This window comes from Azohydromonas aeria, assembly GCF_009760915.1.
GTDB classification, from domain to species: Bacteria; Pseudomonadota; Gammaproteobacteria; order Burkholderiales; family Burkholderiaceae_C; genus Azohydromonas; species Azohydromonas aeria.
The window spans coordinates 29,016-49,331 of record NZ_VIDQ01000023.1; the positions used below are offsets into that span (position 1 = coordinate 29,016).

Here is a 20,316-nt window from a genome sequence, read left to right on the forward strand (position 1 = left end):
GCGGCTTGCGCCGCACCGGCCGTGTCGCGCGCGGTCACGCGCTCGTGCATGGGCGTGTCACCGGGCGGTGAGCGCCTCGCCCATGACGCGGCGGTACCACTCGTGGAAGTGCTGCATGCCGTCTTCCATCGGGCTCTGGTAGGGGCCGACCTCGTCGTCGCCGCGCTTGAGCAGCGCCAGGCGGCCGGCGTCCATGCGCTCGCCGATCTCGTCGTCCTCGATGCAGGTCTCCATGTAGGCGGCCTGCTGCGCCTCGACGAATTCGCGCTCGAAGGCGGCGATCTCCTCGGGGTAGTAGAACTCGACAAGGTTGAGCGTCTTGTGCACGCCCTGCGGGAACAGCGTGGAGACGACCAGCACGTTCGGATACCACTCGACCATGATGTTCGGGTAGTAGGTCAGCCAGATCGCGCCCTGGCGCGGCGTGCGGCCCTGGCCGAACTGCAGCACCTGGTCGTGCCACTTCCTGTAGACGTCCGAACCCGGCTTGCCCAGGGCGCCGTTGACGCCGACGGTCTGCACCGAGTACTCGCGGGCGAATTCCCAGCGCAGGTCGTCGCAGGTGACGAAGCCGCTGAGGCCCGGGTGGAAGGGCCCTACGTGGTAGTCCTCCAGGTAGACCTCGATGAAGGTCTTCCAGTTGTAGTTGCACTCGTGGACCTGGACCTTGTCGAGCACGTAGCCGCTGAAGTCCAGCGCCGCGCGCGGGCCCATGCCGGCGAGGTCGGCGGCGATGTCGCGGCCGTTGTCCTCGAACACCAGGCCGTTCCAGGTGCGGACCTTGTAGTTGTTGAGGTTCAGGCAGGGGTCGCTCGCGAAGTGCGGCGCGCCCAGCAGCTGGCCGTGCAGGTCGTAGGTCCAGCGGTGCAGCGGGCACACCACCGACTGCTTCGTGTTGCCGCGCCCGCGCAGCATCACGGCCTGGCGGTGGCGGCAGACGTTGGAGATCAGCTCCAGCCCCTTGGGCGTGCGCACCAGGGCCCGGCCTTCGCCTTCCTGCGGCAGCGCATAAAAGTCGCCCACCTCCGGCACCGCCAGCTCGTGCCCGAGGTAGCGCGGGCCAGGCTGGAAGATCAATCGCTGTTCATTGCGGAACAACGCCTCGTCGAAGTAGGTGGAAACGGACAGTTGTGAGCGGCTGCGCTCAAGAGCTTCAAGGCTGATGCTCAGGTCGGACATGATCCCCAGGATCTCCAAAAACCAATGTCAACCCGCCCAGTTCACGGCTTGTGAGTGGGATGGAAATATGCCTTCCGGGCGGAAGGCAAGGGGCGGATTGTAGCCAGGGGGGGGGAGGGGGGGCCCAGGGGGTGCAAAGTCCTTCACGAAACTCGGCAGTCCGTTTGCCCCGATGCGGGCCGGTGCGCTTGCGCTGGCTCTCGCGACAGGGTTGGACGCCCCGTGCCAGGGCTGCGCAAGGCGCCCTGACTACAATCAACCCTCGCTTTTTTCGCTTTACGAAATGCCGCGCCCGCCTGCCCCCGACAACACATCCGCCGCGCCCGCCAGCTACGAGGACGCGCTGGCCGAGCTGGAGCGCCTGGTGCAAGCCATGGAAGACGGCCAGCTGCCGCTGGACCGGCTGCTCGACAGCTACAAGCGTGGCGCCGAGCTGCTGGCGCTGTGCCGCGGCCGGCTGCAGGCCGTGGAGGAGCAGGTCAAGCTGCTCGAAGACGGGCAGCTCAAGCCCTGGACGGGCGCATGAAGGACACCGTGACATTGAACGACTGGGTGCAGTCGGTGCTCGACGAGGTCGAGTCCGCGCTGCAGGCCTGGGTGCCCATGGACGCCCCGGCGGGGCTGGGCGAGGCCATGCGCTACGGCGTGCTCGACGGCGGCAAGCGGCTGCGCCCGCTGCTGGTGCTGGCGGCCTGCGAGGCCGTGGGCGGCGCGCGCGCCGCGGCGCTGCGCGCGGCCGTGGCGGTGGAGCTGATCCACGCCTACTCGCTGGTGCACGACGACCTGCCCTGCATGGACAACGACGTGCTGCGCCGCGGCAAGCCCACGGTGCACGTGCGCTACGGCGAGGCCCAGGCCATGCTGGCCGGCGACGCGATGCAGGCGCTGGCCTTCGAGGTGCTCACGCCGCAGGACGGCAGCGTCGAGCCGGCGCTGCAGGCGCGGCTGTGCGCGCTGCTGGCGCGCGCCGCGGGCCACGCCGGCATGGCCGGCGGCCAGGCCATCGACCTGGCCAGCGTGGGCCGCCCGCTCGACGAGGCCGCCCTGCGCGACATGCACCGGCGCAAGACCGGCGCGCTGCTGCAGGTCAGCGTGCTCATGGGCGCGGCCTGCGGCGACGCAGCCCCCGCGGCGCTGGCGGCGCTGGCCGACTACGGCGCGGCGCTGGGCCTGGCCTTCCAGGTGGTGGACGACATCCTCGACGTGACGCAGGAGTCGCACACCCTGGGCAAGACCGCCGGCAAGGACCTGCACGACAACAAGCCGACCTACGTCTCGGTGCTGGGCCTGGACGCGGCCCGGCGCCATGCCGCCGAGCTGCGCGACCAGGCCCAGGCGGCGCTGGCGCGCTCGGGACTGGCCAACACCGCGCGGCTCGCGGCGCTGGCCGACAAGGTCGTGGACCGCGACAGCTGAGCCCCCTTCCGCATCGATGAACGCCCATCCCCTGCTCGAAACCATCAACGCCCCGGCCGACCTGCGCCGCCTCTCGCGCGCGGAGCTCAAGCTGCTGGCGCACGAGTTGCGCGACTTCCTGCTGCAGAGCGTCAGCCGCACCGGCGGGCACCTGTCCAGCAACCTCGGCACGGTCGAGCTCACCATCGCGCTGCACGCCGTGTTCGACACCCCGCGCGACCGCCTGGTGTGGGACGTGGGCCACCAGACCTACCCGCACAAGATCCTCACCGGGCGGCGCGAGGCCATGGCCACGCTGCGCCAGCTCGGCGGCATCAGCGGCTTCCCGCGCCGCGACGAGAGCGAGTACGACACCTTCGGCACCGCGCACAGCTCCACCTCGATCTCCGCGGCGCTGGGCATGGCGCTGGCCGCGCAGCTCAAGGGCGAGCACCGCCATGCCGTGGCCATCATCGGCGACGGCGCCATGACCGCGGGCATGGCCTTCGAGGCGCTGAACAACGCCGGCGTGCCGCACGCGGGCGTGCCGGCCAACATGCTGGTGGTGCTCAACGACAACGACATGTCGATCAGCCCGCCCGTGGGCGCGCTCAACAAGTACCTGGCGCGGCTGATGAGCGGCAAGTTCTACGCCGTGGCGCGCGAGGGCGCCAAGAGCGTGCTCAAGAATGCGCCGCCGCTGCTGGAGCTCGCGCGCCGGCTGGAGGAGCATGCCAAGGGCATGGTGATCCCCGGCACGATCTTCGAGGAGTTCGGCTTCAACTACGTCGGCCCCATCGACGGCCACGACCTCGACGCGCTGATCCCCACGCTGGAGAACCTGCGCGACAAGAAGGGCCCGCAGTTCCTGCACGTGGTCACGAAGAAGGGCTATGGCTACAAGCTCGCCGAGGCCGACCCGATCGCTTACCACGGCCCCGGCAAGTTCGACCCGGCGCTGGGCCTGGTCAAGCCGGCCACGCCGCCGAAGCCGACCTTCACCCAGGTCTTCGGCCAGTGGCTGTGCGACATGGCCGAGGCCGATCCCAAGCTCGTGGCCATCACCCCGGCCATGCGCGAGGGCTCCGGCATGGTCGAGTTCCACCAGCGCTTCCCTGCGCGCTACTTCGACGTCGGCATCGCCGAGCAGCATGCCGTGACCTTCGCCGCCGGCCTGGCCTGCGAGGGATTGAAGCCGGTGGTGGCGATCTATTCCACCTTCCTGCAGCGCGGCTACGACCAGCTCATCCACGACGTGGCGCTGCAGAAGCTGCCGATGGTGCTCGCGCTCGACCGCGCCGGGCTGGTGGGCGCCGACGGCGCCACGCACGCCGGCGCCTACGACATCGCCTACCTGCGCTGCATTCCCAACGTCAGCCTGCTGGCGCCTGCCGACGAGGACGAGTGCCGCACCGCGCTGTCCACCGCCTTCGCGCAGGACCACCCCGTGGCCGTGCGTTACCCGCGCGGCGCCGGCGTGGGCCGCGCCGTGCAGCCGGGCTTCGCGCAGTGGGAGTGGGGCCGGGGCGAGGTGCGCCGCCGCGGCCAGCGCATCGCCATCCTGGCCTTCGGCACGCTGCTGTACCCGGCGCTCGAAGCCGCCGAGAAGCTCGACGCCACGGTGGCGAACATGCGCTTCGTCAAGCCGCTGGATGCCGCGCTCGTGGCCGAGCTGGCATGCACCCACGACGCTCTCGTGACGGTGGAGGAGGGGTGCGTGATGGGCGGCGCCGGCGCGGCCGTGATGGAGGCGTTGCAGGCCGCGGGGCTGGACACGCCGGTTCTGGCGCTGGGCCTGCCCGACCGGTTCATCGAGCATGGCGACCCGGCCAGGCTGCTGTCCCTGGTCGGCCTGGACGCCGCGGGCATCGAGCAGTCGGTGCTCAAGCGCTTCGGCCCGAAGCCGGCGCTGGTGGCCTCGGCGGTGGCCGTCAACAGCTGACCAGCCCGGCGCACGCCGGTCGCCGTGCCGCGACCGGCATTTTTTGCTGCAATGCAGCAAACAGGGTCTTCGGCCTGGCTTTCAGCGCGTCGTCGCCCTCTTGCGCACGCACTCCAGGTAAGCCTGCCCGTCCGGCGGCAGCCCGGAGCGCTGCGAGGCCCAGATCATTTCGCCCAGGCATTCCATCATCTCGTGGTGCGCCTCGTGGGCCGAGCCCAGCTTGGCCGCGAGCAGCCCGAAAGCCTGCTTGATGCCGCTGGGCTGGTCGATGGCGACCTGCTCGGTGATGGACAGGTGCATGGACAGGTGCAGGAAGGGGTTCACGCGCCCGTCCTCGACCTTGTAGTCGGCGGCCAGCGCCGCGTCCACGTCGCCGAGCTCGGCGTGGTACTCCGGGTGCTCGGCCACCCAGGGCGCGGCCACGGCTTCCATCGGGGTGAGCACGCTGCCTTCGCGGTGCTTGCGCCAGACCTCGCAGAAGAAGCGGCGCACGTCGTGTTGGGAAGGTTGGAACATCCCGCGATTGTCGCGCCCGCGCATGCCCCGGGCCGGGCCGCAGGCTTCGCAGTCAGGCCGGGCCGTCGTCGTCGCTGCGCCAGGCCGGCACGCGCCAGTCGCGCTGCAGCGCCAGCAGCCGCAGGCTGCTGGCCGTGATCGCGCCGGCGGCCAGCGCGGCCTCGTCGGTGCCGCCCGTGGCCTGCACCGCCACCACCGCCCAGCCGCCGGCGAAGGCCAGCACGGCATAGGGGCGGTGGTCGCTGAAGGCGGCCGGGATCTGGTTGCACACGATGTCGCGCAGCACGCCGCCGAAGGTGGCCGTCATCACGCCCATGACCACGGCGATGAGGGCGGGCACCTGCGCCTGCAGCGCGATCTGCGTGCCGCTGGCGGCGAACAGGCCCAGCCCCAGCGCGTCGGGCCACAGCATGGCGCGCTCGGTGGGGCGCAGGTGGTGCGCGCGCATGAAGAACATCGCGCCCACGGCCAGCGCCAGCAGCACCCAGACCCAGCCCGCGTGCTGCACCCAGAAGAAGGGCCGGCGGTCCAGCAGCACGTCGCGCAGCGTGCCGCCGCCAAACGCCGTGAGCCCGGCCACCACGCACATGCCCACCACGTCGAGCCGCTTGCGCGCGGCCTCGACCAGGCCGGACAGCGCGAAGGCCAGCGTCGCCACGATCTCGATGGCCAGTTGCGCCGTGGACAATGCGCCCCACCAGTCCGGAAGTTTCCCCATGTCGTTTCAGCCTCCACGCCGCGGCGCGCATTGTCGCCGCGGCGTTCGCCCCGCCTTTGGGGCCATCGAACCGGACTCGCCATGCCGCCGCTGCCCCCGGTGATCGACGACCCGGCCTTCTACGCCGTGGCGGTGCCGGCGGTGCTGCTCATGGGCCTGGCCAAGAGTGGCTTCGGCGCGGGCTTCGGCGCGTTGGCGGTGCCGCTGATGGCGCTGGCCGTGCCGGTGCCGCAGGCCGCGGCGATCATGCTGCCGCTGCTGGCGGTGATGGACGCGCTGGGGCTGGCGGTGTTCCTGCGCGAGTTCGACCGCAGCCTGATCCGGCTGCTGCTGCCCGCGGGGCTGCTCGGCACGGTGCTGGGCACGCTGCTGTTCAACCTGCTGTCGGCCAAGGTGGTGGCCGGGCTGGTGGGTGCCATTACGCTGGCGTTCCTGGCCATCCGCTGGTTCTTCCCGCCGCGCGCCGACGCGCCGCCGCCACCGCGCTGGCTGGGCTTCGTGCTCGGCCTGACCTCGGGCTTCACCAGCTTCGTGGCGCACGCGGGCGGGCCGCCGGTGGCCTTCTACCTGCTGCCGCTGCGCCTCACGCCCGTGCAGTTCACGGCCACTGCGGCGGTGTTCTTCGCCGCGGTCAACGCCTCGAAGTGGATTCCCTACGCCTGGCTCGGCCTGATCGACCTGCGCAACCTGGCCACCTCGCTGGTGCTCATGCCGCTGGCGCCCGTGGGCGTGTGGCTGGGCGTGCACGTGGTGCGGCGCATCTCGCAGCGCGTGTTCTACGCGCTGTTCTCGATCGGGATGCTGCTCACGGGGGTGAAGCTGGTGTGGGACGCGCTGGCTTGAGCGCCGCCGCCGCGGCCTCGGCGCGCTCGGCGCGCTCGCGTGCCCACAGCGCCTCCAGCTGCTCGCGGCCCTGGCGCGCCATGGCGATGAGGCGCTGCTCGTCGCCGAAGTGCGGCGCCATCTGCTCCAGCAGCTCGATGCTGTGCTCGCGAAAGCGCCGGGCCTGCTCGCCGGCGTGGGCCGGGTCGTAGCCCATGAGCTCCAGCACGCTGCGCGCGCTCGCGAGCGCGGCGTCGAAGGTCTCGCGCTCGATGAGCGTCACGCCGCGGGCGCGCAGCCCGTAGTAGTGGGTGACGTTGCGTGCACGGGCAACGACCTGCAACTGCGGGAAGTTCTGACGCACCAGGTCCACCACCGCCAGGCTCTGCGCCACGTCGTCGATGGCCACCACGATCACGCGCGCCTGGGCCGCGCCGGCGGTGCGCAGCAGGTCCAGCCGCGTCGCGTCGCCGAAGAACACGCGCCAGCCGAAGCGCCGCACCGTCTCGACCTGGTCGGCGTCATGCTCCAGCACCGTGGCCGAGAGGCCCTGCGCCGCCAGCAGCCGGCCCACCACCTGGCCGTAGCGGCCGAAGCCCGCGATGATCACCGGCGCCTGCTGCGGTTCCTCGAGCTGCGGCAGCGCCGCGGTGTCGCGCCCTCGCGCCAGGCGCGGGCACAGCCAGCGGTCGCTGGCCTTGAGCAGCAGCGGCGTCAGCGCCATCGACAGCGCCACCGCCGCCACCAGCAGCGAGGCCGTGCCCGCGTCCATCACCCCGCGCTGCGCCGCGGCCTGGAACACCACGAAGCCGAACTCGCCGCCCTGCGCCAGCAGCAGCACGAACACCGGGCGCTCGGCCGGCGGCAGCCGCATCGGCAGCGTCATGGCGGTGAGCAGCAGCGCCTTGAGCGCCACGAAGGCCAGCACCACCGCGGCCAGCGCCAGCGGGCGCGCCATCACCACGGCGAAGTCCACGCCCATGCCCACGGCCATGAAGAACAGGCCCAGCAGCAGCCCCTTGAAGGGCTCCAGGTCGGTCTCGAGCTGGCGCCGGTACTCGCTGTCGGCCAGCAGCACGCCGGCGAGGAAGGCGCCCAGCGCCATCGACAGCCCCGCGGCCTGCATCAGCGCCGCGGTGGCCACCACCAGCAGCAGCGACGCGGCGGTGAACACCTCCGGCGTGCGGCTGCGCGCGGTCCAGCGCAGCAGCGGGCGCAGCAGCAGCCGCCCGCCCAGCACCACGCCGGCGATGACGAGCGCCGCGCGCAGCGCCGCGGGCCAGCCGGCCCAGCCCTCGGCATGCACCTCCTGGTGCGGCGTGCCGGCCAGCAGCGGGATCAGTGCCAGGATCGGGATGGCGGCGATGTCCTGCAGCAGCGCCACGCCCAGCACGCCCTGGCCTGCGGCGGTGTCCTTGAGGTTGCGCTCGGCCAGCTCGGTCAGCCCGATGGCGGTGGACGACAGCGCCAGCCCCAGCGCGGCAATGAGCGCCATGCGTCCGGGCACGCCGGCCAGCAGCATGGCCGCCGCGGCGATCAGCGCCGCCGAGCCCACCAGCTGCACGCTGCCCCAGCCGAAGATCGGTCGGCGCAGCGCCCACAGCCGCCGCGGCTCCAGCTCCAAGCCGACCAGGAACAGCATCAGCACCACACCGAACTCGGAGAAGTGCAGGATCGCCTGCGCGTCGCCGGCCACGTCCAGCCCCCAGGGCCCGACGGCGATGCCCGCGCCCAGGTAGCCTAGGATCGAGCCCAGCCCCAGGCGCCGCGCCAGCGGCACCGCCACCACCGCCGCGCCCAGGTACACCAGGCTCGACAGCAGCCAGCCGCCGGAGCTCGCGGCATGTTCCACCGCCGCCATCACGGGCTCCCGACAGGAAGGGGGAGGACGGCGGGCAGCGGCGGTCGATACATCGTCGGGCAACCTCAACAAGGGCAAGCCGCCACGATAGCCCAGGCACTGCCGGTAACCGGTTGTGACTGTTACTCTCGCAACGCAGCGCTACGCTGTGGCTTGTTCTTGCTGCGGAGACCGGTGATGAAAGTGCTGCTCGTGGATGACCATCCGTTGATCCTTTCGGCCTTGCAGGGCGTCATCAAGGGGCTCGGCAGCGACGTGAGCGTGACCACCGCGGCCAGCGCGCGCGAGTTGCGGCAGCGGCTGTCCGAGGATGCCGATTACGACCTGATGCTGCTGGACCTGCAGCTCGGCGACGCCGACGGCTTCGAGGTGCTGACCGAGATGCGCCGCGACCACCCGGCGTTGCCGGTGGTGGTGGTGTCGGGCACCGACCGCGCCGCCGACGTGCTGCGCGCCATCGACCTGGGCGCCATGGGCTTCGTGCCCAAGCGCGCCTCCAACGAGCTGCTGTTCGAGGCGCTGCGCCTGGTGATGTCGGGCGGCATCTTCGTGCCGCCGGTGTCCGCGGGCCTGGGCGGCCCGGCGCCGGCCGCGCATGAGCCCGCGCCGCTGCTGCAGCCGCGGCTGCAGCCGTCGGCCGGCGCGCCGGGGACCTCCGGCGGGCTGCCCGCCGTGCCCAACGTCGCCGGCCTCACGCCGCGGCAGAACGAGGTGCTGGGCAAGCTGCTGCAGGGCCTGCCCAACAAGCTCATCGCGCGCGAGCTCAACCTGTCGGTGGAAACCGTCAAGGACCACGTGGCGGCGGTGCTGCGCGTGCTCGACGTGAGCACGCGCACGCAGGCCGTGCTGGCCGTGAGCCGCATGCAGCAGAGCGCCGCGGCCACCACGCCGCCTACGCGCTACTGAGCAGGCCGCGCTGGTGAGCACCGTGCTGCCCACGCGCGCCCTTGCCGCGGCGCCGCCTGCCGCCGCCGCCACCGCGCCCTCGCCGCAGGCGCGGCAACTGGAGCACGCGCGCGCGCTCTACACCCAGACGCCGGCCACGCTGGCAGGCAACCTGGTGGGCGTGGTGCTGGTGGTGAGCTTCTTCAGCGGCGTGGCCGAGCCGCTGCGGCTCTACGGCTGGGTCGCCGTCATGGCGGTGCTGTGGAGCACGCGGCTGGCGCACTACCTGCGCTTCCTGCGCCAGCCCGACGCCGACGACGCGACGCTGCTGGCCTGGCGCCAGAGCTGGCGCGTGCTGGCGCTGCTGCTGGGCAGCTGCTGGGGCCTGGCGGCATGGATGTTCTGGATTCCCACCTCGCCGCCGCACCAGGTGGCGCTGCTGCTGATCATCTACAGCTACTGCGTCGGCTCGGTGCAGATGCTCGCCGGGCAGCCGCGGCTGTTCGTGGCCTTCCTGTGCCTGGTGCTGCTGCCCACCGTGGCGCGCGTGGCCACGGACATGGGCCACCCGTTCCGGCTGCAGCTGGCGTTGATCATGTGCATCCTGTTCGGCGCGGTGTGGCTCATGGCCCGCACCTACCGCAGCGCGCTGGCGCAGGCCATCGAGCTCAAGCTGCGCACCGACCAGCTCGCCGCGCAGCTGCGCGTGGAAAAGGCCGCCGCCGAGGACGCGCGCCGCGCCGCCGAGGCCGCCAGCCGCGCCAAGACGCAGTTCTTCGCCGCCGCCAGCCACGACCTGCGCCAGCCGCTGCACGCCATGGGGCTCTTTGCCGAGACGCTGCGCCAGCGCTGCCACGACCCCGACGTGGCCGCGCTGGTCAACAGCATCAACGAGAGCGTGGATGCGCTGGAGGGCCTCTTCGGCGAGCTGCTCGACATCACCCGCATCGACACCGGCGGCGTGGAGGTCAAGCCCGCGCCGGTGCGGCTGCGCGAGGTGTTCGCGCGGCTGCGCCTGCACTTCGAGCCCACCGCCTTCGAGAAGGGCCTGGCGCTGACCTTCCGCGGCGAGCAGCACGTGCTGCATGCCGACCCGGTGGTGCTGGAGCGCATCCTGCGCAACCTGGTGAGCAACGCCATCCGCTACACCGAGGACGGCGGCGTGCTGGTGAGCTGCCGCCGCCGCGGCAACCGGCTGCTGCTGCAGGTCTGGGACAGCGGCATCGGCATCAGCGAGCAGAGCCTGCCGCGCATCTTCGACGAGTTCTTCCAGGTGCACAGCAGCCAGCGCCCGCTGGAGCCGCACCAGCGCAAGGGCCTGGGGCTGGGCCTGGCCATCGTCAAGCGGCTGGCCGACCTGATGGGCGCGCCGCTGACGGTGCGCTCGCGCGTGGGCCACGGCACCGTCTTCAGCCTGGAGGTCGATCCCGGCGTGGTGCCCGCGCCCACGGCCACGCCGGTGGAGGTCAGCCCGAAGATGCCGCTGGGCCTGAGCCTGCAGGGCCGGCTGGTGGTGGTGGTGGAGGACGAGCCCGCGGTGCGCGAGGGCCTCACCGTGCTGCTCAAGGCCTGGGGCGCCGACGTGCTCGACTTCGACAGCGTGGGCACGGCCGAGGCCTGGGCCGCCAGTGTCGCGCCGCCGCGCCCGGACCTGCTGATCGTGGACTACCGGCTGCCCGAGGCGCGCACCGGGCTGGAGGCGCTGGACGCCATCCGCCGGCGCTGGCCCAGCGAGCGGCTGCCGGCCATCGTCATCACCGGCAGCAGCCTCAGCGGCCACGAGAAGGAGGCCGACACGCACGACTTCCACCTGCTCATCAAGCCGGTGCTGCCCAACAAGCTGCGCGCCATGATCGGCTTCAAGCTCAACCAGCGCTGAAACCGGCTCAAGCCGCAAGGACGAAGGCCGCCCGAAGGGGCGGCCTTTTCACTGCTTCACCGGAGGTCCAGGCGGCCGGCCGGCGCTACTTGCACAGCCCCAGGATGCGGTCCTGCTGCGCGCACTGCGCGTTCACCGGCGTGACGGGGCGGGGCGCGGCGGCCTGCTGCTGCTCGCCCATGCAGGCGCTCATCTCGCGCGCCATGGGCGCGTAGTAGCTCCAGCCCTTGCCCAGCGGCGGCAGCGCCAGCGTGACCTCCTTCCACTTCGGATGCCCCTCGGCCTGCAGCGTGGGGAAGTTGCGGCACAGCGAGCGCGCGAAGCGGTTGAGATAGAAGCTGCTGGTGGCCGAGGGCGCGAAGTTGTAAGTGACGAGGAAGGCCTTCACGGCCACGCCGGGCACGTCCTCGGGCAGCAGGTTGGGGTAGTTGCTGGCCTTGATGACGGAGGGGAAGTAGGTCTGCAGCGCGGCCTTGCTGGCGGGATGGCTGGCGTCGAACTTGAGTAGCCGGATGAGCTGGCGCGCCTCGGGCTTCATGTCCACCAGCAGCTTGGCCGGCTGCCCGGCCACGGCCACGACCACGTCGATGCTCTTGTCCACGGTGAGCTTGACCAGCGCGTCCTCGTTGCTGAGGTAGCTGGCCTGGCCGTCGGGCAGCGGCTTGCCGAACATCTGCTTGTACAGCGTGGTGGCCGACAGCGCCGTGCCGCTGAGCAGCGGGCCGACGTTGATGCGGGCGTCGCGGATCTCGTGCACGCTTTGCAGCGGCGAGTCGGCGCGGGTGATGAAGTAGATCTCCTCGTTGTAGAGCGGCATGACCACGCGCAGCGGACGGATGGTCTCGGCGGCCTGGGGGTTGCCGGCCGTGGCCTTGTCGAGGAAGGCTTGGTAGACGTCGGACTGCACCAGCGCCAGCTTCACGCCGGGCTCGCTGCGCAGCCGCATCACGTTCTCCGACGACCCGGCCGAGGGCAGCGCCTCCAGCGCGATATCGGCTTCCGGCGCGACGAAGCGCGCCAGGTCGCGGCCGATCTGGATGTAGGTGCCGCGCTCCGAGGCGGTGACGATCTTGTATTCCACGGCCGCCGCCTGGGCGGCCAGCGCGGCCCAGGTGCAGGCCAGGGCGACGGCGATGCGGACGATGCGCATGAGTGCTTCCTCCCGTTGTGATCTCTGTGTCCGGAATCGATCAGCGGCTCAGGGCTCGCACAGCCCCAGGGCCGCCACGGTGGCGTTGCAGGGCGTGGAGCCCGGGGCGCGCGCCGCCGGCGCGGCCGGGGCGATGGCTGTGGCCGTGGCGGCCCGCTGCGCGGGCGCGGCCGGGGCCGGGGCCGGCGTGCGCGGCTGCAGGGCCGGCGCCAGCGGCGCGACCGCGCCGCGGCCGGTGGCGGCATCGGCCAGCGCCAGCGCCTGCTGCGCCTGCGCCAGGCTGTCGCCCGCGGGCGGCGTGGCCGTGACCGGCAGCCGCGGCACCAGCGGCACCACGCCCGTGCCGGACACGCTGCCCAGCGCCGCGGCGGTCGCCAGCGCCGGCTGCGCGGCCTCGCCACCGATGGCCACCGGCGCGTTGGCGCTGCTGCGGCCGAGCAGGTAGGCGCCCGAGCCCACCAGCGCCGTCAGCGCCAGCATGGCGCCGGCCACGGTGGCCGTGGACCAGGTGCTGCTGCCGCCGCGCGCCGCCGGCACGGGCAGCGCGGCCGGCGCGCCGCCCTGGGATTGCGGCCCGGGCAGGCTGAAATGGAACTCGGCATGCGCCTGCGGGGCGGTGGCGCCCGCGGCCGGGCGCGCTTCGTGGCGGGCGTGGGGGGGCGAGGCCTGCTCCATGCCGGCGCGGGACCCATGGCCCGCGGCAGGCGGCGCGTCCAGCTCGGCATCGCCGGGGTCGCGCGCGGTGTAGCGCGGCGCGATGGCCAGGGTGTTGTCGTCGTTGAAATGCAGCATGAAGCCCTTGGGCTCGGCCATCTCGCCGGTGCCGGTCTCCGGCGCCGCGGCGCCGGCCTGCGACGTGGCCTTGGCGGCCGCCGCGGCCGGCGAGTGCAGCGGCGCGCCGCAGACACTGCAGAAATGGGCCCGCGCCGGGTTGCTGTGATGGCAGGCGGCGCATTCGGCCACCCAGGATGCGGATGGTGCAGTGGGCATGATTGGCAAGTCCCTCCCGGCCGGGTCTTGCCCCACGGCCCGGGCTCCAGTCGCCGCCGGTCGGCGTCCCTCGCCACATCGCTCGACATGGCCCGGGAAGGGTATGCGTCCACCACCGTGCCGCAGTGCCGCTACCCCCCGTTCGAGGGGAGCTTAAGTCGCCCATCGGGGGGAGGACAAGCCGGGCGCGCCCCTGTGTCGAGGCACCCCCGGCCCGGGTGCGGCCCCTGGCCAGGACGCCGCCCGGCCGCTATTCGGCGTCCGGCGCCTCGGCCGCGCCGTCGGCCGTGTCGCCGGCCGGCCTGGGCGCGGCCAGGCGCACGTAGATCGGCGCGAAGGCCTCGGCCTGCGTGATCTCCAGCAGCCGCTCGCGCGCGAGCTCCAGCATGGCGACGAAGGTCACCACCAGCACCGGCATGCCGCGCTTGACGTCGAACAGCGCCTCGAACTCCAGGTAGCGCCGCTCGCGCAGCCGGCGCAGCACGATGCTCATGTGCTCGCGCACCGAGAGCTGCTCGCGCGTGATGGTGTGGCTCTGGTTGAGCCTGGCGCGGCGCACGATGGCCAGCCAGGCGTCGCGCAGGTCCTCCGGGCGCACCTGCGGCAGCGGCCGCTCCAGCGCCTCCTCGATGGCCACCTGCGCCGCCATGAAGTCGCGCCCAAGCGTGGGCAGCGCGTCGATGCGCGCCGCCGCGGCCTTCATCTGCTCGTATTCCAGCAGCCGGCGCACGAGCTCGGCGCGCGGGTCCTCGGGCTCGCTGCCGTCCTCGCTCCTGGGCGGCGGCAGCAGCAGCCGGCTCTTGATCTCGATGAGCATCGCCGCCATGAGCAAATACTCGCTGGCGAGCTCCAGGTTGCGGCGGCGGATCTCCTCGACGTAGCCCAGGTACTGGCGCGTGACCTCGGCCAGCGGGATGTCGAGGATGTTGAAGTTCTGGCGCCGGATCAGGTAGAGCAGCAGGTCCAGCGGGCCTTCGAAGGCCTCCAGCACCACCTCCAGCGCGTCGGGCGGGATGTAGAGGTCCTGCGGCAACTTGAACAGCGGCTCGCCGTAGAGGCGCGCCACGGCCGAGGCCACCGCGGCATCGGCGGCGGCGGCGCCGGCGGCGTCCACGCCGTCAGGCGGCGGCGCGTCGGGAAGGTCGGGAACGTGGGGAGACGGATGCCCGGGCGCCGCGGCGGCAGGCGCGGCGGCGGGGGCGTCGGGGGTCAGGAGGGAGGCGGGTTCGGCCATCGATGGTGCTGCTGGCGGCGGCCGTCGCCGCCGGGCTCACTTGCCCTTGTTCTGGTAGACGTAGGGTTGCTGCGGCACGCGCGCCTCGCGCCACTGCGCGGTGGCCTCGCGGTCCTGCGGGCGGTCCCACAGCAGGGCGCGGCCGGCGCGCTGCTGCGCTTCCATCTGCGGGTTCTTGGCCTTGAGCTCGTCCAGGAACTGGGTGAATTCGGACTTGTAGGGCTTCCAGAAGAGAGGCATGGCGCGGCGGGACAATGGTGGGAACCCTGCATTTTAACTTTCGAGGAGTCCCGACTTGCGGTGGATGAAGGCAGCGATGCTGGCGATGATCGGGTGGTTGTTGGCGGGATGCGACGGGCAGCGCATCGCAAAGCTCGAAGAGGGCCTGGCGACCGAGGCCGACGTGCGCCGCGAGTTCGGCGAGCCCGAGCGTGTGCGCGAGGACGGCGACGGCTCGCGCACGCTGGAGTACTCGCGCCAGCCCGCCGGGCGGCAGAACTACCTCATCACCATCGGCCCCGACGGGCGCATGAGCGCGCTGCGCCAGGTGCTGTCGCCGCGCTACCTGCAGCAGGTGCAGCCGGGCATGACGCAGCAGGAGGTGCGCGACCTGCTGGGCCGCCCGGCCAAGCGCGTGCCCTACCGGCTGAGCCAGACCGAGGTCTGGAGCTGGCGCTGGCTCGACGGCCAGCAGGAAAAGATCTTCAACGTCACCTTCGACCAGGACGGGCGGGTGCAGTCCGCCGGCAGCACCGACGAGCTGCCCGGCGACCGGCCCTGACCGATCCCTCCCCGGACGCCTTTCCCGCGAGGACCGCGCCATGAGCAGCACCGAGACCGAGCTGAAGTTCCAGATCCCGTCCGAGGCCCGCGCCGCCGTGCGCGCCGAGGTGGCCGGCGCGGGCGGCCGGGCGCTGCGGCTGCAGGCGCGCTACTTCGACACGCCCGACCGCGCCCTGGCCGCCGCCGGCATGGCGCTGCGCCTGCGCCGCGAAGGTGCCGTCTGGGTGCAGACCCTCAAGGGCCGCGGCGACGGCGTGATGCAGCGCCTGGAGCACGAGGTGGCGCTGACCGACCTCGTGGCCGCCGAGCCGCGGCTGGAGCCCGCGCGCCACGACGGCACGCCCGCCGGCGCCGCGCTGCGCCGCGCGCTGGAGGCGGCACTAGGCGAGCTGCGCTGCACCTTCGAGACCGACGTGCGCCGCACCGTGCTGGCGCTGGACCAGGCCGACGCCGTGATCGAGCTGGCGCTCGACGAGGGGCTGCTGAGCGCCGGCGGCGCCGAGGCGCCGCTGTGCGAGCTGGAGTACGAACTGGTCAGGGGCCCGGTGGACGCGCTGCTGGCGCTGGCCGGGCAGGGCGTGCTGCGCCACGGCCTGTGGCTGGACGTGCGCAGCAAGGCCGAGCGCGGCGAGCGCCTGGCGCGGGGCCTGCAGCGCGTGCCGGCGCTGCGGCTGGAGCCCGACACGCTGTCTTCGGCGCTGCGCCAGGTGCTGGCCAACGCCTGCGAGCTGGCCGAAGGCCTGGGCGACGCCGAGCACCTGCAGGCCCTGAGGGACGGCGTGCAGGACGCGCTGCGCGCCGCCGCGCTGCTGCCCCAGGCCACGGCGCTGCAGTCGCTGCAGGCCCAGCTCGACGCCGTGGCGGCGCACGAGGAGGCCCAGGCGCTGTCCGGGGCCGGCGCGCTGGTGCGCGCGCCGGGCTTCAACCGGCTGGCGCTGGAGCTGATCGGGGTGGCGCAGGGCTGAGGCGCCGGTTCAGGCCGGCGCCACGGCCGAGGGCAGGTGGCTGTCGGCCTCTTCGTCGGCATAGCGCCCAAGCGCCCGCTCCAGCGTCGGCACGATGCAGTCCGGCCCCAGGATCTCCTCCAGCCCCGCGCGCTGCATCAGCGACAGCGGCTGCTCGTTGAGGTCGGCCAGCACCAGCGCGATGCCGCGGCGGCGCAGCGCGCGCGCCAGCTGCAGCAGCGCGTCCACGCCGGTGGTGTCCAGCGACACCAGGCGGTGCATCTCCAGCACCAGCGCGCGCGTGCCCGGCGGCAGCTGCGCCGGCAGCGGCTCCAGCTTGCCCACGGCGCCGAAGAACAGCGCGCCGTAGACCTGCATCACCTGCACCCCCGGCGGCGCCTGCGGCACGGCCAGCGGCTCGATGCGGAACAGGTCGCTCATGCGCAGGATGAAGAACACGCAGGCCATCAGCAGGCCCGCCTCCACCGCCACGGTCAGGTCGAACACCACCGTGAGCACGAAGCTGCCCAGCACCACCGTGCGGTAGGGCAGCTTGAACTGGCGCAGCCGCGCGAACTCGTGCCACTCGCCCATGTTCCAGGCCACGAACAGCAGGATGCCGGCCAGCGCCGACAGCGGCACGTGCACCGCCAGGGGCGCCGCCACCAGCACGATGGCCAGCAGCGTGATCGCATGCACCATGCCGGCCACGGGCGTGCGCGCGCCGGAGCGCACGTTGGTCGAGGTGCGCGCGATGGTGCCGGTGGCGGGCATGCCGCCGAAGAGCGGCGTCACGAAGTTGGCGACGCCCTGCGCCATCAGCTCCTGGTTGGGGTCGTGGCGCGGCAGGTCGCTCATGTTGTCGGCCACGCGCGCGCACAGCAGCGACTCGATGGCGCCCAGCAGCGCGATGGTCAGCGTCGGCATCAGCAGCTGCTTGGCGCCGGCCCAGTCGAAGGCGGGCAGCGCGAAGTCGGGCAGCGACTGCGGAATGCCGCCGAAGCGAGAGCCGATGGTCTCCACGTCCAGCCCGACGATGCGCGCCGTCAGCGTTGCCAGCACCAGGGCGATGACGGTGCCCGGCACCTGCGCCGCCAGCCGCCTGGCCTTCTGCGCCAGCCCCACCGGCGCGGCGGGCATGGCGTAGGACTTGGGCCACACCACCACCAGCGCCAGGCTGCCCAGGCCCAGGGCCAGCGCCGCGAGGTTGATGGTGCCGATGTGCGCCCAGAGCGTGGCGAGCTGGGCGAAGAAGTCGGCCGGCATCTTCTCGATGCGCAGGCCCAGGAAATCCTTGAGCTGCGACAGCCCGATCAGCACCGCGATGCCGTTGGTGAAGCCGATGACGATGCCCACCGGGATGTAGCGCACCAGGGCACCCAGCCGCAGCAGCCCCAGCAGGAACAGCAGCACGCCGGCGAGCATGGTGGCGATGATCAGGTTGGCCAGCCCGTACTGCGCCTGGATGCCGTAGACGATGACGATGAAGGCGCCGGCCGGCCCGCCGATCTGCACGTTCGAGCCGCCCAGCGCCGCGATCAGGAAGCCGGCGATGACGGCGGTGAAGATGCCCTGCTCGGGCTTCAGCCCGCTGGCGATGGCAAAGGCCATGGCCAGGGGCAGGGCGACGATGCCGACGGTCAGGCCGGCGCCGAGGTCGGCGACGAGTTGCTGCCGGGAGTAGCCGCGCAGGGCCTGGAAGAGGCGCGGCTTGAACGGGTGCAGGGCGGGCATGGGACCTCCGTGATGCTGGGCGGGCGGGCGCGGGGAGAGCGCGCCACCGGAGGTCCGCAGTGGTGCCGCAGGGCGATGAAGCGGCGCCGCCGCGACGGGCCCGAGACCTGGTTGAGCAGGCTGGGCTGTTTCGTCGCAGCGCGCCGCGCCATGTCAGCGCACCCGCATGCCGGGCTGCGCGCCGGGCCAGGGTTCCAGGATGTGGATGCCGGGCTGCGCCTTCTCGTCGCCATGGCTGGCCGCCAGCACCATGCCCTCGCTCACGCCGAACTTCATCTTGCGCGGCGCCAGGTTGGCGACCATCACGGTGAGCTTGCCCACCAGCTGCTCCGGCGCGTAGGCCGACTGGATGCCGCTGAAGACGTTACGGGTGCGGCCTTCGCCCACGTCCAGCGTGAGCTGCAGCAGCTTGGTGCTGCCCTCGACCCGGCGCGCCTCGACGATGCGGGCGATGCGCAGGTCGATCTTGGTGAAGTCCTCGATGCCGATGGTCGGCGCGATGGCCTCGCCGCCGGGCAGCTCGGGCTTGTCCTCGGCGGCCGGCGCGGCGGCCGCCGCGGGCGGCTCGAACAGCGTGTCCAGCAGCTTCGGATCGACGCGCTGCATCAGGTGCTTGTAGGCACCGATGCGGTGTGCGCCCAGGGCGCGCTGCGCGTCGGCGAAGGTCAGCGGCTCGACCTGCAGGAACTCTTCCACCTGGGCGGCGAGCGCCGGCAGCACGGGCTTGAGGTAGATGGTCAGCAGCCGGAACGCCTCGATGCAGGTGCTGCACACGTCGTGCAGCGCGGCGGCCATCTCGGGCTTCTTGGCCAGGTCCCAGGGCTTGTGCTGGTCCACGTAGGCGTTGACGCGGTCGGCCAGCGCCATGATCTCGCGCACCGCCTTGCCGAACTCGCGCTCCTCGTAGAGGCGCTCGATGTCGGCGCAGCCGGCGCGCAGGCCCTCCAGCAGCGCGCTGCCTTCGACGCCCAGGTCGGCGCTGAGCAGCCCGTCGAAGCGCTTGGCGATGAAGCCCGCGGCGCGGCTGGCGATGTTGACGTACTTGCCCACCAGGTCGGAGTTCACCCGGGCGACGAAGTCCTCGGGGTTGAAGTCCACGTCCTCGACCCTGGCGTTGAGCTTGGCGGCGATGTAGTAGCGCAGCCACTCGGCATTCATGCCGATCTCGAGGTACTTCAGCGGGCTGATGCCGGTGCCGCGCGACTTGCTCATCTTCTCGCCGCTGACGGTGATGAAGCCGTGCACGAACACGTTGTCCGGCACCTTGCGGCCGCTGAAATGCAGCATCGCCGGCCAGAACAGGGTGTGGAAGTACGTGATGTCCTTGCCGATGAAGTGGTACTGCTCCACCGCCGGGTCGGTCATGAACTCCTCGAAGCTGCGCTCCTCGCCGTAGCGCGCCTTCGGCCCGCCGCGGTCGAACCAGGCCTTGAGCGAGGCCAGGTAGCCGACAGGAGCGTCGAGCCAGACGTAGAAATACTTGCCCGGGGCGTCGGGGATCTCGATGCCGAAGTAGGGCGCGTCGCGGCTGATGTCCCAGTCCGACAGGCCCACGTGGCCCTCGTCGTCGGCCGCGAACCATTCCTTGATCTTGTTGAGCACCTCGGGTTGCAGCCGTCCCGAGGCCTGCGTCCACTGCTGCAGGAAGTCCAGGCAGCGCGGCGAGGAGAGCTGGAAGAAGTGGTGCTCGGAGCTTTTCATCACCGGCGTGGCGCCGGTGAGCGTGGAGTACGGGTTCTTGAGCTCGGTGGGGGCGTAGACCGCGCCGCAGACCTCGCAGGAGTCGCCGTACTGGTCCTTGGCAGCGCAGCGCGGACACTCGCCCTTGATGTAGCGGTCGGGCAGGAACATCGACTTCACGGGGTCGAAGAACTGCTCGATGTTGCGGATGGCGATCAGGCCCTCGCGGCGCAGCGCGCGGTAGATGTCCTGCGCGAGCTCGTGGTTCTCCGGCGCGTCGGTGGAGTGCCAGTGGTCGAAGGCGATGTGGAAGCCGTCGAGGTACTGCTTGCGCCCGGCGGCGATCTCGGCGACGAACTGCTGCGGGGTTTTGCCGACCTTCTCGGCGGCGATCATGATCGGCGCGCCGTGGGCGTCGTCGGCGCCCACGAAATGCACCTGCTGGCCGCGCATGCGCTGATAGCGCACCCAGATGTCGGCCTGGATGTACTCCATGATGTGGCCGATGTGGAAGGCGCCGTTGGCGTAGGGCAGGGCGGTGGTGACGAAGAGCTGGCGGGGGCGTGTCATCAGGGTCTCTGGCTCGCGCGCGTGGCAAATCCAG

Annotated in this window: 18 protein-coding genes; 8 read left to right on the forward strand and 10 right to left on the reverse strand. The window is 72.1% G+C overall.

The window, feature by feature from the left end; genetic code table 11:
- Nucleotides 1-57: 57 nt before the first annotated feature.
- Complete coding sequence (locus FJ694_RS15305) at nucleotides 58-1,179, reverse strand: aromatic ring-hydroxylating oxygenase subunit alpha (RefSeq protein ID WP_157268113.1); 1,122 nt, start codon at nucleotides 1,177-1,179, stop codon at nucleotides 58-60.
- Nucleotides 1,180-1,462: 283 nt separating this feature from the next.
- Here FJ694_RS15305 and xseB point away from each other — a divergent pair, with 283 nt between their 5' ends.
- The 3 genes from xseB to dxs are packed head-to-tail and all read left to right on the forward strand — an operon-like array spanning nucleotide 1,463 to nucleotide 4,516.
- Entirely contained in the window at nucleotides 1,463-1,705 is a 243-nt protein-coding gene (gene xseB / locus FJ694_RS15310; protein ID WP_157268114.1) for an exodeoxyribonuclease VII small subunit, read from the forward strand.
- A complete protein-coding gene (locus tag FJ694_RS15315; protein WP_157268115.1) occupies nucleotides 1,702-2,595 on the forward strand; it encodes a polyprenyl synthetase family protein in 894 nt (297 codons plus the stop codon). Before xseB ends, FJ694_RS15315 begins: the two co-directional genes overlap by 4 nt.
- A gap of 16 nt (nucleotides 2,596-2,611) precedes the next feature.
- Nucleotides 2,612-4,516, forward strand: coding sequence for a 1-deoxy-D-xylulose-5-phosphate synthase (dxs, locus tag FJ694_RS15320; protein WP_157268116.1), 1,905 nt, complete (start codon nucleotides 2,612-2,614; stop codon nucleotides 4,514-4,516).
- 81 nt (nucleotides 4,517-4,597) lie between these two features.
- Here the strand turns inward: dxs and FJ694_RS15325 are convergent, their stop codons facing one another.
- Nucleotides 4,598-5,032, reverse strand: a complete 435-nt coding sequence (locus FJ694_RS15325) for a DUF1841 family protein (protein ID WP_157268117.1) — start codon at nucleotides 5,030-5,032, stop codon at nucleotides 4,598-4,600.
- Nucleotides 5,033-5,084: 52 nt separating this feature from the next.
- Nucleotides 5,085-5,750: a trimeric intracellular cation channel family protein gene (locus FJ694_RS15330; protein ID WP_157268118.1), complete on the reverse strand. Its 666-nt coding sequence runs from the start codon at nucleotides 5,748-5,750 to the stop codon at nucleotides 5,085-5,087.
- An 81-nt stretch (nucleotides 5,751-5,831) separates the two neighbouring features.
- Between FJ694_RS15330 and FJ694_RS15335 the strand changes: the two genes are divergently transcribed.
- Nucleotides 5,832-6,593, forward strand: coding sequence for a sulfite exporter TauE/SafE family protein (locus FJ694_RS15335; RefSeq protein WP_157268119.1), 762 nt, complete (start codon nucleotides 5,832-5,834; stop codon nucleotides 6,591-6,593).
- Here the strand turns inward: FJ694_RS15335 and kefC are convergent.
- Nucleotides 6,556-8,433: a glutathione-regulated potassium-efflux system protein KefC gene (gene kefC / locus FJ694_RS15340; RefSeq protein ID WP_157268120.1), complete on the reverse strand. Its 1,878-nt coding sequence runs from the start codon at nucleotides 8,431-8,433 to the stop codon at nucleotides 6,556-6,558. The two genes, FJ694_RS15335 and kefC, sit on opposite strands and share 38 nt — an antisense overlap.
- Nucleotides 8,434-8,610: 177 nt before the next feature.
- On the opposite strand from kefC, the gene FJ694_RS15345 reads away from it, so the two are divergent.
- Both FJ694_RS15345 and FJ694_RS15350 read left to right on the forward strand, forming a co-directional pair.
- Entirely contained in the window at nucleotides 8,611-9,339 is a 729-nt protein-coding gene (locus tag FJ694_RS15345; protein WP_157268121.1) for a response regulator, read from the forward strand.
- A gap of 13 nt (nucleotides 9,340-9,352) precedes the next feature.
- Complete coding sequence (locus FJ694_RS15350; protein ID WP_232540050.1) at nucleotides 9,353-11,197, forward strand: ATP-binding protein; 1,845 nt, start codon at nucleotides 9,353-9,355, stop codon at nucleotides 11,195-11,197.
- 85 nt (nucleotides 11,198-11,282) lie between these two features.
- On the opposite strand, the gene FJ694_RS15355 is transcribed toward FJ694_RS15350, so the two are convergent.
- From FJ694_RS15355 to FJ694_RS15370, 4 genes are all read right to left on the reverse strand, one after another.
- Nucleotides 11,283-12,347 (reverse strand): TAXI family TRAP transporter solute-binding subunit, encoded by a 1,065-nt coding sequence (locus tag FJ694_RS15355; protein WP_157268122.1) that lies wholly within the window; start codon nucleotides 12,345-12,347, stop codon nucleotides 11,283-11,285.
- A gap of 48 nt (nucleotides 12,348-12,395) precedes the next feature.
- A complete protein-coding gene (locus tag FJ694_RS15360; RefSeq protein ID WP_157268123.1) occupies nucleotides 12,396-13,337 on the reverse strand; it encodes a zinc ribbon domain-containing protein in 942 nt (313 codons plus the stop codon).
- Nucleotides 13,338-13,587: 250 nt separating this feature from the next.
- Entirely contained in the window at nucleotides 13,588-14,571 is a 984-nt protein-coding gene (locus tag FJ694_RS15365) for a segregation and condensation protein A (RefSeq protein WP_157268124.1), read from the reverse strand.
- A gap of 36 nt (nucleotides 14,572-14,607) precedes the next feature.
- Nucleotides 14,608-14,811: a DUF3460 family protein gene (locus tag FJ694_RS15370; RefSeq protein ID WP_157268125.1), complete on the reverse strand. Its 204-nt coding sequence runs from the start codon at nucleotides 14,809-14,811 to the stop codon at nucleotides 14,608-14,610.
- Between the two features lie 64 nt (nucleotides 14,812-14,875).
- Between FJ694_RS15370 and bamE the strand changes: the two genes are divergently transcribed.
- Both bamE and FJ694_RS15380 read left to right on the forward strand, forming a co-directional pair.
- The gene (gene bamE / locus FJ694_RS15375) at nucleotides 14,876-15,352 is read left to right on the forward strand and encodes an outer membrane protein assembly factor BamE domain-containing protein (RefSeq protein ID WP_157268165.1); all 477 of its coding nucleotides are present in this window, start codon (nucleotides 14,876-14,878) and stop codon (nucleotides 15,350-15,352) included.
- A 40-nt stretch (nucleotides 15,353-15,392) separates the two neighbouring features.
- Nucleotides 15,393-16,319, forward strand: a complete 927-nt coding sequence (locus FJ694_RS15380; RefSeq protein WP_157268126.1) for a CYTH domain-containing protein — start codon at nucleotides 15,393-15,395, stop codon at nucleotides 16,317-16,319.
- A 9-nt stretch (nucleotides 16,320-16,328) separates the two neighbouring features.
- On the opposite strand, the gene FJ694_RS15385 is transcribed toward FJ694_RS15380, so the two are convergent.
- The gene (locus FJ694_RS15385; protein WP_157268127.1) at nucleotides 16,329-18,032 is read right to left on the reverse strand and encodes a SulP family inorganic anion transporter; all 1,704 of its coding nucleotides are present in this window, start codon (nucleotides 18,030-18,032) and stop codon (nucleotides 16,329-16,331) included.
- Nucleotides 18,033-18,185: 153 nt separating this feature from the next.
- Nucleotides 18,186-20,282, reverse strand: coding sequence for a methionine--tRNA ligase (gene metG, locus FJ694_RS15390; RefSeq protein ID WP_157268128.1), 2,097 nt, complete (start codon nucleotides 20,280-20,282; stop codon nucleotides 18,186-18,188).
- Nucleotides 20,283-20,316: the final 34 nt, after the last annotated feature.

Coding starts and splice junctions, on each gene's coding strand:
- FJ694_RS15305 (WP_157268113.1), bottom strand. CDS start 1,179: ATGTCCGACCTGAGCATCAGCCTTGAAGCTCTTGAGCGCAGCCGCTCA.
- xseB (WP_157268114.1), top strand. CDS start 1,463: ATGCCGCGCCCGCCTGCCCCCGACAACACATCCGCCGCGCCCGCCAGC.
- FJ694_RS15315 (WP_157268115.1), top strand. CDS start 1,702: ATGAAGGACACCGTGACATTGAACGACTGGGTGCAGTCGGTGCTCGAC.
- dxs (WP_157268116.1), top strand. CDS start 2,612: ATGAACGCCCATCCCCTGCTCGAAACCATCAACGCCCCGGCCGACCTG.
- FJ694_RS15325 (WP_157268117.1), bottom strand. CDS start 5,032: ATGTTCCAACCTTCCCAACACGACGTGCGCCGCTTCTTCTGCGAGGTC.
- FJ694_RS15330 (WP_157268118.1), bottom strand. CDS start 5,750: ATGGGGAAACTTCCGGACTGGTGGGGCGCATTGTCCACGGCGCAACTG.
- FJ694_RS15335 (WP_157268119.1), top strand. CDS start 5,832: ATGCCGCCGCTGCCCCCGGTGATCGACGACCCGGCCTTCTACGCCGTG.
- kefC (WP_157268120.1), bottom strand. CDS start 8,433: ATGGCGGCGGTGGAACATGCCGCGAGCTCCGGCGGCTGGCTGCTGTCG.
- FJ694_RS15345 (WP_157268121.1), top strand. CDS start 8,611: ATGAAAGTGCTGCTCGTGGATGACCATCCGTTGATCCTTTCGGCCTTG.
- FJ694_RS15355 (WP_157268122.1), bottom strand. CDS start 12,347: ATGCGCATCGTCCGCATCGCCGTCGCCCTGGCCTGCACCTGGGCCGCG.
- FJ694_RS15360 (WP_157268123.1), bottom strand. CDS start 13,337: ATGCCCACTGCACCATCCGCATCCTGGGTGGCCGAATGCGCCGCCTGC.
- FJ694_RS15365 (WP_157268124.1), bottom strand. CDS start 14,571: ATGGCCGAACCCGCCTCCCTCCTGACCCCCGACGCCCCCGCCGCCGCG.
- FJ694_RS15370 (WP_157268125.1), bottom strand. CDS start 14,811: ATGCCTCTCTTCTGGAAGCCCTACAAGTCCGAATTCACCCAGTTCCTG.
- bamE (WP_157268165.1), top strand. CDS start 14,876: ATGAAGGCAGCGATGCTGGCGATGATCGGGTGGTTGTTGGCGGGATGC.
- FJ694_RS15380 (WP_157268126.1), top strand. CDS start 15,393: ATGAGCAGCACCGAGACCGAGCTGAAGTTCCAGATCCCGTCCGAGGCC.
- FJ694_RS15385 (WP_157268127.1), bottom strand. CDS start 18,032: ATGCCCGCCCTGCACCCGTTCAAGCCGCGCCTCTTCCAGGCCCTGCGC.
- metG (WP_157268128.1), bottom strand. CDS start 20,282: ATGACACGCCCCCGCCAGCTCTTCGTCACCACCGCCCTGCCCTACGCC.